The organism is Acinetobacter sp. GN11 (assembly GCF_054823985.1).
This window is the reverse complement of sequence record NZ_JRVL01000005.1, coordinates 1-12,861: the sequence shown is the minus strand read 5'-3', so window position 1 is coordinate 12,861 and position 12,861 is coordinate 1. Positions and strand designations below refer to the sequence as shown.

At 39.6% G+C, this 12,861-nt stretch carries 15 protein-coding genes; 5 read left to right on the top strand and 10 right to left on the bottom strand.

Features of this window, described 5'->3' with window-relative positions; all coding sequences use genetic code 11:
• On the bottom strand, window positions 1-1,370 hold a 1,370-nt coding region (locus NL42_RS00615), incomplete at its 3' end, for an FAD-binding oxidoreductase (protein WP_461311407.1).
• A gap of 378 nt (window positions 1,371-1,748) precedes the next feature.
• Here NL42_RS00615 and serA point away from each other — a divergent pair.
• The 3 genes from serA to NL42_RS00600 all read left to right on the top strand — a co-directional run bounded on the left by serA (window position 1,749) and on the right by NL42_RS00600 (window position 4,920).
• Window positions 1,749-2,981 carry a phosphoglycerate dehydrogenase gene (serA, locus tag NL42_RS00610; protein ID WP_016140022.1) on the top strand — a complete coding sequence of 411 codons (1,233 nt, stop codon included), beginning with the start codon at window positions 1,749-1,751 and terminating at the stop codon, window positions 2,979-2,981.
• A 98-nt stretch (window positions 2,982-3,079) separates the two neighbouring features.
• Window positions 3,080-3,964: an EamA family transporter gene (locus tag NL42_RS00605; RefSeq protein WP_461311406.1), complete on the top strand. Its 885-nt coding sequence runs from the start codon at window positions 3,080-3,082 to the stop codon at window positions 3,962-3,964.
• Window positions 3,965-4,056: 92 nt separating this feature from the next.
• Window positions 4,057-4,920, top strand: a complete 864-nt coding sequence (locus tag NL42_RS00600; protein WP_461311405.1) for an EamA family transporter — start codon at window positions 4,057-4,059, stop codon at window positions 4,918-4,920.
• Window positions 4,921-4,927: 7 nt separating this feature from the next.
• Here NL42_RS00600 and NL42_RS00595 read toward each other — a convergent pair whose 3' ends face one another.
• The 3 genes from NL42_RS00595 to truB form a co-directional block, all read right to left on the bottom strand.
• Complete coding sequence (locus tag NL42_RS00595) at window positions 4,928-5,371, bottom strand: hemerythrin domain-containing protein (RefSeq protein ID WP_016140019.1); 444 nt, start codon at window positions 5,369-5,371, stop codon at window positions 4,928-4,930.
• Window positions 5,372-5,581: 210 nt separating this feature from the next.
• The gene (locus tag NL42_RS00590) at window positions 5,582-6,358 is read right to left on the bottom strand and encodes a sulfite exporter TauE/SafE family protein (protein ID WP_461311404.1); all 777 of its coding nucleotides are present in this window, start codon (window positions 6,356-6,358) and stop codon (window positions 5,582-5,584) included.
• A gap of 19 nt (window positions 6,359-6,377) precedes the next feature.
• On the bottom strand, window positions 6,378-7,283 hold the full coding sequence (truB, locus tag NL42_RS00585; protein WP_461311403.1) for a tRNA pseudouridine(55) synthase TruB: 906 nt from the start codon (window positions 7,281-7,283) through the stop codon (window positions 6,378-6,380).
• A 153-nt stretch (window positions 7,284-7,436) separates the two neighbouring features.
• Between truB and NL42_RS00580 the strand changes: the two genes are divergently transcribed.
• Both NL42_RS00580 and NL42_RS00575 read left to right on the top strand, forming a co-directional pair.
• Window positions 7,437-8,468: a lipase secretion chaperone gene (locus NL42_RS00580; RefSeq protein ID WP_461311402.1), complete on the top strand. Its 1,032-nt coding sequence runs from the start codon at window positions 7,437-7,439 to the stop codon at window positions 8,466-8,468.
• 117 nt (window positions 8,469-8,585) lie between these two features.
• A complete protein-coding gene (locus NL42_RS00575; RefSeq protein ID WP_461311408.1) occupies window positions 8,586-9,527 on the top strand; it encodes a lipase family alpha/beta hydrolase in 942 nt (313 codons plus the stop codon).
• 52 nt (window positions 9,528-9,579) lie between these two features.
• Here the strand turns inward: NL42_RS00575 and rplS are convergent, their stop codons facing one another.
• The 6 genes from rplS to NL42_RS00545 all read right to left on the bottom strand — a co-directional run.
• Window positions 9,580-9,948: a 50S ribosomal protein L19 gene (rplS, locus tag NL42_RS00570; RefSeq protein WP_016140014.1), complete on the bottom strand. Its 369-nt coding sequence runs from the start codon at window positions 9,946-9,948 to the stop codon at window positions 9,580-9,582.
• A gap of 218 nt (window positions 9,949-10,166) precedes the next feature.
• Window positions 10,167-10,922, bottom strand: coding sequence for a tRNA (guanosine(37)-N1)-methyltransferase TrmD (trmD, locus tag NL42_RS00565; protein WP_461311401.1), 756 nt, complete (start codon window positions 10,920-10,922; stop codon window positions 10,167-10,169).
• Between the two features lie 42 nt (window positions 10,923-10,964).
• The gene (gene rimM, locus NL42_RS00560) at window positions 10,965-11,513 is read right to left on the bottom strand and encodes a ribosome maturation factor RimM (protein WP_009392005.1); all 549 of its coding nucleotides are present in this window, start codon (window positions 11,511-11,513) and stop codon (window positions 10,965-10,967) included.
• Between the two features lie 20 nt (window positions 11,514-11,533).
• Window positions 11,534-11,785 carry a 30S ribosomal protein S16 gene (gene rpsP / locus NL42_RS00555; RefSeq protein ID WP_000260334.1) on the bottom strand — a complete coding sequence of 84 codons (252 nt, stop codon included), beginning with the start codon at window positions 11,783-11,785 and terminating at the stop codon, window positions 11,534-11,536.
• 146 nt (window positions 11,786-11,931) lie between these two features.
• Window positions 11,932-12,381: a type IV pilin protein gene (locus tag NL42_RS00550; RefSeq protein WP_461311400.1), complete on the bottom strand. Its 450-nt coding sequence runs from the start codon at window positions 12,379-12,381 to the stop codon at window positions 11,932-11,934.
• Window positions 12,365-12,861, bottom strand: a 497-nt coding sequence (locus NL42_RS00545; protein WP_461311399.1) for a type IV pilin protein, incomplete at its 5' end; no start/stop codon positions are given. The genes NL42_RS00550 and NL42_RS00545, both read right to left, overlap by 17 nt.

Here is a 12,861-nt window from a genome sequence, read left to right as displayed (position 1 = left end):
GGGTCAAATACTTTCTTCAACGCTTTCATATATTCAATTTCTTCAGGCGAACGTGAATATTCCAAATACGGTTTTTTCGTCATGCCTACGCCATGCTCGGCAGAGATTGAACCATCATATTTTTTCACGGTATCAAACACATATTTATTCACAACCTGACACTTCGCAAAGAACTCATCTTTGGTTAAGTTTTCAGGTTTTAAAATATTCAAGTGCAAGTTACCGTCACCAATATGACCGAACCAGCAAATTTCAAAGTCAGGATAGTTCTCTTGAACAATTGCATCAATCTCACGAATAAATGCAGGTACGTGAGTAATTAATACTGAAATATCATTTTTATATGGAGTGAACGGCGCGATTGATTCAGAAATATCTTCGCGTAAACGCCACAAGCTTTCTACTTGATCAAGGCTCTGGCTCATTACACCATCAAGTACCCAACCCTGCTCCATACAATGCTCGAAAATTTCCATTGCTTTATCGAGAATCGGCTCATATGGTGCTTCAAACTCAAGTAATACATAGAATGGACATTGAGTTTCAAATGGACGTTGTACATGTCCATGATCTAAAACTTTTTGCATTGCAAGCTCACCAAAGAACTCAAATGCAGTTAAATCGATATCTTTTTGGAAAGCATGTAGTACAGGCATTACTGCATCAAAATCAGGAACACCTAAAACTAAAACTTGTAAGTTTTGCGGTTGACGCTCAAGTTTAATTTCTGCTTCAGTCACTAAACCTAATGTACCTTCACCACCAATAAATAAGTGCTGTAATGCATAACCAGTTGCATTTTTAACCATGCCTTTGTTTAAACGTAAAATATCACCTTTACCAGTGACAACAGTTAAACCAAGCACCCAATTACGTGTCATGCCGTATTTAATGACTTTAATACCGCCAGCATTGGTACCGATATTGCCGCCAATCTGGCTAGAACCCGCTGATGCGAAGTCAACCGGATAATACATCCCTTGTTCTTCAGCATAATTTTGCAATTGTTCAGTCACAACACCAGCTTGTACTCGTACCATACGATCTGCTGGGAAGAACTCAAGAATCTGGTTCATTTTGTCCATGCTAATGACAATTTCACCATTAGTTGCTACAGCGCCCGCAGAGAGACCAGTACGACCACCTGACGGTGTAATCGCAATATTAAACTGGTTCGCAAGCTTTACAACTGCCTGAACTTGTTCAGTGGTCGATGGAAAAACGATGACCGATGGGTTCGGATTAAAATGCTTGGTATGATCTTTACCCCAGTTTTCGAGACTATCAGCATCGGTTTTAATACGGTTTTCACCGACGATTGCTGTTAATTGGGTAAGTAACTCAGGTGTTAAAGCGACTGGAGCATTCATCGTTTGCAGACCTAGCAAGAAGTAAACTATGGTGGGACTATGACTTCATATTTTCAGGGTTTTCACCTGAGCAAAGCCATAATGTTCAAGGAACTCCTATATTCTACATGCAACAGCCCAAGCGATAAAGTTCAGAATAGAGATACTGTCACTACAAAACATGTTTAACGTAAATAAATGCTTTTCTATAAGACTTTCAGAGAAAAATCTCATTTAAATCCCATACCAAACATATTCTAAATTACCCACAAGCCATAAATAGAAGTGATTAGATATAGATAAAATTGCCATAAGACGATGGCGCAAACGAAATATCTATAGTACCGACCATTATGTTATGATAGCGCCACCAAATTTGGCCTTTGTAGCGGAGCCGTAATGAGCCAACATCTTTCACTACCTAAAGATAAAATCCGTTTCCTTTTGTTAGAAGGCGTTCACCAAAACGCAGTCGATACTCTAAACGCTGCGGGTTACACCAATATTGACTATCGTAAAACTGCTCTTGAAGGCGAAGCGCTAAAAGAAGCTGTTAAAGATGCTCACTTTATTGGTATTCGTTCGCGTACCCAATTGACTGAAGAAATTTTCGAAGCTGCAAACAAATTGATCGCAGTGGGCTGTTTCTGTATCGGAACAAACCAAGTTGATCTTAAAGCAGCAATGGCACGTGGTATTCCTGTATTTAACGCACCGTATTCAAATACGCGTTCGGTTGCAGAACTTGTACTTGCTCAAACGATTCTTCTTCTTCGCCGTGTTCCTGAAAAATCGGCGGCTTGTCATCGTGGTGGTTGGGATAAGTCTGCTGTCGGTTCTTTCGAAACTCGTGGCAAAACTTTAGGTATTGTAGGTTACGGTTCTATCGGTTCTCAGCTTTCTGTTCTTGCTGAAAGCTTAGGTATGCATGTAATTTATTACGATGCAGTAACTAAATTACCAATGGGTAATGCTCGCCAAGTTGGTTCGTTAGACGAACTCTTAGCGACTGCTGATGTCGTTACATTACATGTGCCTGATGTTCCATCTACACGTAACTTCTTCACTAAAGCACAATTTGCAAAAATGAAAGAAGGCGCAATCTTCCTAAATGCTGCACGTGGTACATGTGTAGTGATTGAAGATTTAGCAGATGCAATCAAATCTGGTCATATTGCTGGTGCAGCGGTTGACGTATTCCCTAAAGAACCAAAAGCAAATGGCGAAGAGTTTGTTTCTCCACTTCGTGGCTTAGACAATGTGATTTTGACTCCTCACGTTGGTGGTTCAACCATGGAAGCGCAAGCAAACATCGGTTTAGAAGTTGCAGAGAAATTTGTTGCTTACTCTGACAAGGGTATGACGCTTTCTGCGGTGAACTTCCCAGAAATCGCATTACCATTGACTGCTGGTCAACACCGTTTATTGCACATCCACAAAAACGTACCGGGCGTATTGTCTAAAATCAACAATTTGTTTGCTGAACAAGGCATCAACATTTCTGGTCAAACACTCATGACTAAAGGTGACATCGGTTACCTCGTAATGGACGTTGACGCTTCTGCTTCTCACGAAGCTTTAGATATGTTGCATGAAGTTGAAGGTACAATTCGCGTGCGCGTATTGTTCTAATACGAACTGTAAATTTAAAAGCCACAGCATTGTCTGTGGCTTTTTTATGGGCATTTACATTATCATGTGAAAAGTATACCAATCGATCAAATAATAAAATGTCCAGTTCGAACCAGAAATCTCAGCTACATGCGTTGGGTTTTCTTATTCTCGCTATGCTGAGCGTACAAAGCAGCGCATCTTTAGCTAAATTTCTGTTCCAGAGCTTTCCTGTCCTTACCGTTTCTGCAATGCGCTTATGCTTAGGTGCAATTATTCTTGCCTTTATTTTTAGAATTTGGCGAATTAATTTTAGTCAGGTCCGCTGGAAAGCTATTTTAGCTTATGGCTTTGCTCTTGCAGGAATGAATGCTCTTTTTTACCTGTCGATTGAACGATTACCGATTGGTATTGCCGTTGCTTTTGAATTTATTGGTCCCTTAAGTGTGGCCTTATATCACGCACGCCAAAAATATGATTTTGTCTGGGTAAGTTTCGCAATTATTGGCTTAATTTTACTTTTCCCTTTCACTCAAGCACATAGCCTAGATTGGATCGGAGTATTATTTGCAGTTAGCGCAGGCGCGTGTTGGGCACTTTATATTATTGCTGGTCAAAAACCTTCAGGTATTTCAGGCAATCACACTGTGTGTTTAGGAATGAGTGTGGGTGCATGCATCTTATTACCCATTACTTTTTTCTCAGGCTCAATAGGGCAAGTTATAGAGCTTCCCTATCTTTTTTATTTTATTGGTTTAGCAATTTTAGCCAGCGCATTACCCTTTTCTTTAGAAATGTTAGCTCTACGTAATTTAACGCCCTTAAGTTTCGGAACATTGATGAGCCTAGAGCCCGCAGTTGCTGCACTCTCTGGCTTTATCTTTTTAGGTGAATATTTGTTATGGAACCAATGGTTAGCACTTGCAACAATTATTGTAGCTTCCGTCGGTTGTACCATAACTACTCAAAAAGCACGACTGGAACGTGAAAAAACAGTAAGTTAAATCGACTAAATCTGCGAGTTAAAACATAGCATTCGCTATAATTAACCATTATTAGTTTTAAATCCTATTAGATGAGGCCCTAGGGTATTTCCATGCAGAATCTTCCCATTATTGCTGTGCTCTATATGATTCTGTCGATGGTCTCATATCAAATCAGTGCTTCATTTGCTAAGCAGCTCATTTCCATATTAGATCCTCTGACCGTTACAGTTTTAAGGTTGAGCTTTGCAACGGTTATTGTTGCTATCATGTTCCGTTCATGGAAAATCTGGTCGCGCTTACCCTATTTAAAATGGCGTGATTTATTGATGTACTCTGCATCTTTGGGTCTCATGAATATTTTATTTTATACGTCGCTTGGAAAGTTACCTCAAGGGATTGCCGTGGGCTTAGAGTTTATTGGTCCATTAGGTCTAGCTCTACTTTCGATTAAACAAAAGAGTGACTACATTTGGGTGGCATTTGCGATGTTAGGTATTGCTCTCATGGTTCCTTGGCAAGACCCAACACAACACCACTTTTCCTATATCGGTGCCGCCTGCGCGCTAGGTGCTGGATTTTGCTGGGCCTTCTATATTTATTTTGGTCAGAAAGTTGTGACCCAAAATATAGGAATGCATGCTTTAACCATTGGGATTGGATTATCTGCCCTAACCTTACTACCAATAGGCATCTGGCATAATGCTCCTGCATTACTTGAAACGCAGTATTGGGGTAAAGCTTTACTTATTGCTGTCTTAGCGACCGCTATTCCATATGCACTTGATTTAATGGCACTCAAACAACTCACTAAATTAACTTACGGCACCCTAACGAGTTTAGCACCAGCATTGGCAGCATTAACGGGTTTCTTATTACTTCACGAAGAAATCAGCATGCTGCAATGGGTGGCTTTAGCTTGTGTAATGTTGGCATCAATTGGGGTGACTTTAAGAAGTACTAAAAAAGTAGCATAGTTAAATACTATTGCTGCTTTTTATACTTTTTATATTCCTTTAAATATTTATTACCCAGCGTTTCTTTTTCACTATCTTTAAGAATTTTTCCTGCTTGTTGGAAAAATTTATGCTCTTCTTCTTTTAAATGGTGATGGACTGTTTCACTTAACTGTTTGGCGATTGCTAACCAGCTTGGACTACTCATATCGGTTTTTTCGAGCTGCTCGACCAACTCATCCATTTCATGATGCTCAGATAAAGCATGTCTTGTAATATCTAAACCAACATCATCAAACATTAAAGGAATATATAAATAACGGTCTTCGGCAACAGAGTGGGCATACAATTCATTTTTTAATGCATCAAATAATTCTTTTCTTTCTTCGGTTAAACCATGTGTCTGAATAAGTTGTTCAGAAAGGCTACGTTGATTTTCATGGCTTTCTCTTAATGCTTCGAAAATATTCATTCTCTTCCTCATTTTTAGCTAAAAAATCTTTTTTATTTCAAGGTTTATCATACGTTGAAATTTATAATGTTTAAGTAGCTTAAAATGAGACTATTTTTTACACAGTTTTCTTTCTAGTAAACTTCTGTAATGATTTTTATATTTCTAGCTTTAAATGATACATAAAAGTATGAACTGCATTTTATGGACAGCTCATACTTTCAATCTTATTTAACCCGTAACAAACATTTGATAGCCCAAACGGCAAATCAAAATACTCACCAAAATTAAAAAGATAATACGAACAAATCCACTTCCGTATTTAAGCGCGGTACGTACCCCAACAACAGAACCAAGTACGTTTGCAACTGCCATCATTAAACCAATGTGCAAAATAGCGTGACCTGTCGGAATTAAGAAGCTCAGAGCAGCTAAATTCGTCATAAAGTTACCGATTTTTGACAAAGCTGAAGCATGTAAAAAATCGACTTGTAAAAAACGAATAAAGAAGAAAATAAAGAAACTGCCCGTACCCGGACCAAAAATACCGTCATAAAAACCGATCGCCAAACTACCAATAGCAGCCAAAATCAGCATTTTATTGGTAGTTTTTTGTTCAGTATGAACCTGTCCGAAGTTCTTTTTAACTAGCGTATAAACGGCAATCACAATCAACATTACGAATACGAAAGGACGTAATACCGATTGAGGAATTAACGATAAACAAGCTGCCCCAGCAAAAGAGCTGATCAGAGCACAAATGGCAATAACTGCTAAAAGCTTCCACTGCAATTTTACTTTTTTAGCAAATGTATAAGCTGCCGATGCCGTACCAAAAATGGATGAGACTTTATTAGTACCAATCACCGTAGCAGTCGACATGTTAGGAAAAGTGCTCATGATCCCGGGAATCTGGATGAGTCCACCGCCACCTACAGCAGCATCAATTGCTCCCGCAGTAAACGCAAAAAAGATCAAACTTAGGATAACGTCCCATTCCATGCCCATGCTCTATACTCTACATCTACTACAAATTTAAGATACGCTTAGGTACCAACCGTTTTTTATCGGTAATCTCAGCTAAGCCTAAACAGCGCTCACCCGAAAAAACCAAAACTTCTGCTTCTGCAGAATGCTCAATATTGCTTTCTAAACCGTTGCAAAAATATTTTTCACGCCCTTCAGGCACCTGAATTTTGAGGAAATGGTCAACCGGAGCATAAACTGGAAGTAACAATGCTTCTCTTTGCTCTTCAGTTAAGCTTTCCAGATATTCAATGGTATAACTCGGAATGAGCTCAAAATGTCCTGTTTGAGTCCGGTTTAGCATCGTTAAATGCCCACCACAGCCAAGTGCCTCACCAATATCTTCGCCCAGTACACGAATATATGTTCCTTTAGAACAAGTTACATCCAAAGTGATACTATTTTCAGTAAATTCAATTAACTCTAAGGCATAAATTGTGATTGGACGTGCTTCACGCTCAATCTCGATACCTTTTCGGGCAAGCTCATATAAGGGCCTGCCTTCTTTTTTCAAAGCCGAGTACATTGGCGGAATTTGTTGAATATCACCTCTAAATTTTTCTAAGGCTTGTTCAATAAGCTCTTGGCTGAGCACAGGAACAGAGCGCTCCTGTAGAATTTCCCCTTCCACATCACCTGTCGTTGTGGTTTGTCCCAATCGAACGGTGGTTTGGTAGCGCTTTGTTGAGTCCAACAAATAGTGTGAGAACTTGGTGGCCTCTCCCAAACAAATCGGAAGTAAGCCTGTCGCCAATGGGTCTAAAGCTCCTGTATGACCTGCTTTTTGGGCGCGGTATAACCAACGCACTTTTTGCAAAGCCGCATTTGAACTAAGCCCTAATGGTTTATTTAATAGAAATACACCACTAATATGGCGACGAGAAATTTTTTGATTTTTTGTCGTCATTTTTATTGGAACACAAAGCTAGAAAAAAGTGCCGACATGTTAGCAAATTCGGCAAGATATTTTCACAATATTTAGGTGCCTTTTCACTTATTTTATGGCACATTAATGATCGAGTAAAAAAACAACAAATTAAAACTTAAGGAAGATATCTTTATGCAAGGGATGCAGAAGAAGGTATTGTGGTGCGTGCTCGGATTTTTTATTTTGAGCCTCATTGCATGTGTCTATTGGTTAAGTCCTGACTCAAAAAACACATCAGCTCAGATCAGTGAAAATAAAGCTAAAAATTTAGTATCGGTTCCTCAGACAGATCATTCATCGCTAAATGAAGATGTGTATCACAGTAAAAGTCAGCAAGACACCGAAGTTAACTGCCAGTTAAAAATTGATAGTTCTCAACATTTGGTCGTAAATAGTCAAACCCGCGACTGTTTTGAATATTTTATTACCCAATATGGAGAAAATGATTTAGAACAAATCAAAAATCACTTTGGGAAATTTGTTCAAGGACAATATTTAGAACCAGCACGCTCACAGATTATGGATTTATGGGCCCGTTATTTAAAATATCGTGAACAACTTGCTCAAATCCAAACGCCGTCAGCAAAACAACAAGATAAAAATTATTTTCAAAAGATCTTTAATTCAATTCAGGATATAAGAAAACGCTTCTTTTCGAACTCTGAAATTGAAGGACTCTTCTCTAACGAAGATATCTATCAGAACTATACGCTAGATCGAATGCAGATACTTGAGGACTCATCTTTAAGCGAAATTGAAAAAGCGCGAAAACTTAAAGAACGTTTTGAAGAACTTCCCGAAGACTGGCAACAAAACCTGCAAGAACTTTCTAAACTTGATGATTTACATACACTGACCAAGCAAATTAAAGCTCGCAAGGGTTCAGCAGAAGAACTTCGGCAAATGCGTACAGCACTTGTGGGAGCCGAAGCGACTCAAAGATTAGAAACTTTAGATACAGAGCGGAATGCTTGGCAACAAAGGGTTAACAGTTATCTGGGTGGAAGAGATGAAATTCTTAAAAGCAATATGAGTGATAGTGCTAAAAAACAAGCCATACAACAATTACGCCAACAACAATTTAACTCATCACAAGAACAACTAAGACTTCGAACTTTTGAAACGGTCTATGATCAGGGAGGTGAACTGCCATTTAATTACTAAGCCTTTCCTTTTTTGGGAACTGGCTAAACATTCACTAGCAGTAGAAAGCTGCTTTTCATACAAAATAAAAATAGTGAGTAAAAAATGAAAAGGAAGTTAATGTTTTTCTACGCTGCAATGCTCTCAGGACTGAGTATTTCAGCGGCCCATGCAACAAATGCTGAACAAGTTAAAAGCTCGTTCGTATATTCATCTTACGCACAAACAAAATATCCAATGGTTTTTAACCACGGTATGGCAGGCTTTAGCCGAGTTGGAACAGATACACTTGGTCTCGATTACTGGTACCAAATTCTTCCTGATCTTGCTCGTAATGGAGGAAATGTCTGGGCTACAAGAGTCTCGCCATTTAACTCAACAGAAGTGCGTGGGGAACAACTTGCACAGCAAGTAGAAGAGATTATTGCCATTACTGGCAAGCCTAAAGTCAACTTAATCGGTCATAGCCATGGGGGTCCAACAATTCGCTATGTAGCCGGTATCATGCCAGAAAAAGTTGCCTCACTTACCACGATTGGTGCGCCTCATAAGGGTTCACCAATGGCAGATGTCATTCTGAACGTTGAGGGTACTCCTCTTTCAGGCTTGGCAACGTTAGTAAACTGGTTTTCAGCAGCAATTACTTGGGCAGGAGGCCTGGATCCAACAAGCTATCCGCATGACTCTTTAGCAGGCGCCCATAGCTTATCAACTAAAGGTTCAGCTCAATTTAATGCTCAATTCCCTATGGGTGTACCAACTTCTTCTTGTGGTGAGGGGGCATATCAAGACAAAGGCATTTATATGTATTCTTTCTCAGGAAATAAAGCTTTAACAAATCCATTAGATCCATTTGATATTGCCCTTACAGGCAGTAGTCTAGTAGTCGATCCGTTTGGTGATAATGATGGTCTAGTTTCCCGATGCAGCGCCAAATTTGGTAAAACAATTCGTGATGATTACAACTGGAATCATTTAGATGAAGTCAATCAAGTACTGGGGATACGTTCTATTTTTGCCTCAGATCCTGTCTCGGTTTACCGTCAACACGCAAACCGTTTAAAGCTACAAGGATTATAATTTTTAAACAAAAAAATGCGCCAAAAGGCGCATTTTTTTACTCGGTATAAGCTTACGCTTTACGAGCTGGTAATTTTTCACGAATACGTGCAGCTTTACCAGACAAGTCACGGAGGTAGTAAAGTTTAGCACGACGAACGTCACCACGACGTTTCACTTCGATTTTAGCAACAACTGGTGAGTGAGTTTGGAATACACGCTCAACACCAACACCGCTAGAAATTTTACGAACTGTAAATGCAGAGTTTAAACCACGGTTTTTCTTCGCGATTACAACACCTTCAAATGCCTGAAGACGCTCACGCTCACCTTCTTTTACTTTAACTTGGACAATAACAGTGTCACCAGGAGCAAAAGCAGGGATATCAGTTTTTAACTGTGCATTTTCAATAATTTGAACTAAAGGATGTTTACCACTCATTGTGGAATCTCCAATATGTGCGGAGTCAGAAGAGGTCTGGGGTTCCGCTGGGGATAGAGGCTAAAGCGCATATCAACCCGTTTATCTTTCCCTTTATGACAACATGTCTATAAAGAGCCTTAGAATATACATAAAACTATTCATTAAATAGAATCATGCTTTAACTCGAAGCATTGCTTCTCGTTTTGTTGCAGAACTTTCGTTCCCGAGAATAGCGGTTAAGAATTACCACCATCCCCTTTAGCATCTTTTAGCCATTTTTTCTGCTGCTTATTCAACTCTACTTTTTCAGCCAACTCTGGTCGACGTTCTAAAGTTCGTTGATACCGCTGCACAAAACGCCACTTTTCGATATTGCCATGATGTCCAGATTTTAAAACTTCCGGTACATCCAGCCCCTCAAAATGGTCTGGCTTTGTATATTGTGGACAATCTAAAAGACCATCAACAAAAGAATCTTGTACTGCTGACTGTTCATCTGACATTACATTCGGCAAACGGCGAATAATACTGTCAAGTAACACCATAGCGGGCAATTCACCACCTGATAAAACGTAATCACCAATTGACCATTCCTGATCAACATAATGCTGGATCAAACGTTCATCCACTCCCTCATAACGTCCACACAGTACAATTAAGCCATCGTAATCAACAAACTGCTGTACTGCCTGTTCATTTAAAGTTTTGCCTTGTGGAGACATATACACCACAGGAACATGAACATGTCCTGCTTGTGAGGCAAGCTGTTTGGCATGCGCTATTGCTTTCGCTAAAGGCTCAGCCATCATCACCATCCCAGGGCCACCACCAAATGGACGTTCATCCACTCTTCTGTAGTTTCCCTCAGCAAAATCACGAGGGTTAATACAAGTAACTTGTACGATATCCCGTTTTGCCGCACGTCCGCTGATGCCGTAGGCTGTAATCGCTTCAAACATTTCAGGAAAAAGCGTAATGACTGCAAAAAACATTACAGACTCCTCTATTTTCCTGCCGTATTAATCCTAAAAGGATTAATAATCTACGCCCCAATTGACGTAAATACGACCAGCTTCAAGATCAACACGTTGTACTACATCTTTATGCCAAGGAATCATGCGTTCTTCTGAATCAATACTGTCTGGGGTAGCATGTACCACCATCACATCATTGGCTCCAGTTTCAAACAATTCATGAATTTTACCTAAGTTTACTTCCTGCTCTTCATCATCAAGACCAAACACTGTTAAGCCTTTTAAATCTGACCAGTAGTACTCATCTACATCTGCTTTTGGCAGTTGAGACTTAGCAATCCAGATATTAGCGCCAACCAAGTTTTCTGCTCCAGTGCGATCACTCACACCTTTCAAAGCAACAACCAAGCCTTTGCCATGTGGTTTCCAACGTTTTACATCTATTGTTTGCCAACCGGCCTTGGTCTCAATGTACCAAGGCAGGTAGTCAAACATGTTGCTCATAGGTTCTGTATTTGAATACACCCAGAGCCACCCATTCAATCCATAAGCTGAACGTAACTGTCCAATCTGAATACGATCTTCGGGAACATTCTGTGTCGATGTCATGGGTTACCTACTACAAAAAATTATGCAGTAGCTTTTTTAGCTTGAGCAGCTAAAGAAGCAACACGTTCAGAAGGTTGAGCACCTTGAGAAACCCAGTGAGCAAAACGGTCTGCATCTAAACGAAGTTTTTCTGCTTGACCTTGTGCAGTCGGGTTAAAGAAACCGATACGCTCGATGAAACGACCATCACGTGCATTGCGGCTATCAGTCACAACGATTTGATAGAATGGACGTTTTTTTGCGCCGCCACGTGCTAAACGAATAACAACCATGATAAAAGCCTTATAATTCTTACGGATTATCCCTGCGCCGACCATCGGCAACACTTCAAACCCCTTTCATAGAGGGCAACATTCTACGTGATTTTTGCCCTGAAAGAAAGATTAAATTTTGAGTTATCCGCAGTTTTGAATTTAAATTAGCGCCCATCCCAATTTGATGTATTTGACAAGCTTATTGATGAGCAGGCTACGCCTTTAGACCAAGAGCGCTGCTGATCCTGATTTACGCAAATCTCGCCATTACCATTTTGTATAGAAGTAATAATTGGAGTGGCTTTGAGTAAATATCCCTGATTGTCAGCATCAATAGCTAAAGTTACAGTATAAAAAGCTGTTCCTGTTAAAGGATAATTTTGCAATGCTGTACCATTATCTAAAGTAGCATTATTAAAACTATGATTAACGACTTTATAGCTTTGTAATCGTTGATTAATACGCAGCATCTCAGCTTGTACATCCGTACGATTAGTACGGATTTTATATTGGGTATAAGATGGGTAAGCAATTGCTGCCAAAATTGCAATGATTGCCACCACAACCATCAGCTCAATTAATGTAAATCCTTGATGACTACCATTTTTCAGCATTTGTAGCACACCCCGTATAATTATTGATATTAGTTAGATCATTTGCCACCAAATATTTAGATTTACATTTAATCCCTGTACTGGTAATTAACAGAGCATCATACCCTGCCGTTTCTGGTATTGCTCTAATCGCCCATCTTTGGCCTAATCCAGCACTACTCGCTAATAAAGTAGTAGCTCCTGTTTCACTAATATCAGCTAGAGTAATCGTGTACTTTTTATTGGTACTGCTTGGAAAATCCAAACTACTCATTGCTGAGGTTTGTCCATATAAATATTTAGGATCAAAACCATGATAAGAAAAGTTTTGGCTTTTATATCTTTCTAATTGTCCAGCAAGTTTTAATAACTCCTGCTGTACTGCTGCGGTATCTGCACGGCGAATTTGAGCTTGATATGATGGAATCGCAATTGCCGCAAAAATAGCGACAATCATGACGACAATGATTAGCTCAATCAGGGTAAATCCCATATTTTTTT

Coding starts and splice junctions, on each gene's coding strand:
- serA (WP_016140022.1), top strand. CDS start 1,749: ATGAGCCAACATCTTTCACTACCTAAAGATAAAATCCGTTTCCTTTTG.
- NL42_RS00605 (WP_461311406.1), top strand. CDS start 3,080: ATGTCCAGTTCGAACCAGAAATCTCAGCTACATGCGTTGGGTTTTCTT.
- NL42_RS00600 (WP_461311405.1), top strand. CDS start 4,057: ATGCAGAATCTTCCCATTATTGCTGTGCTCTATATGATTCTGTCGATG.
- NL42_RS00595 (WP_016140019.1), bottom strand. CDS start 5,371: ATGAATATTTTCGAAGCATTAAGAGAAAGCCATGAAAATCAACGTAGC.
- NL42_RS00590 (WP_461311404.1), bottom strand. CDS start 6,358: ATGGGCATGGAATGGGACGTTATCCTAAGTTTGATCTTTTTTGCGTTT.
- truB (WP_461311403.1), bottom strand. CDS start 7,283: ATGACGACAAAAAATCAAAAAATTTCTCGTCGCCATATTAGTGGTGTA.
- NL42_RS00580 (WP_461311402.1), top strand. CDS start 7,437: ATGCAAGGGATGCAGAAGAAGGTATTGTGGTGCGTGCTCGGATTTTTT.
- NL42_RS00575 (WP_461311408.1), top strand. CDS start 8,586: ATGCTCTCAGGACTGAGTATTTCAGCGGCCCATGCAACAAATGCTGAA.
- rplS (WP_016140014.1), bottom strand. CDS start 9,948: ATGAGTGGTAAACATCCTTTAGTTCAAATTATTGAAAATGCACAGTTA.
- trmD (WP_461311401.1), bottom strand. CDS start 10,922: ATGTTTTTTGCAGTCATTACGCTTTTTCCTGAAATGTTTGAAGCGATT.
- rimM (WP_009392005.1), bottom strand. CDS start 11,513: ATGACATCGACACAGAATGTTCCCGAAGATCGTATTCAGATTGGACAG.
- rpsP (WP_000260334.1), bottom strand. CDS start 11,785: ATGGTTGTTATTCGTTTAGCACGTGGCGGCGCAAAAAAACGTCCATTC.
- NL42_RS00550 (WP_461311400.1), bottom strand. CDS start 12,381: ATGCTGAAAAATGGTAGTCATCAAGGATTTACATTAATTGAGCTGATG.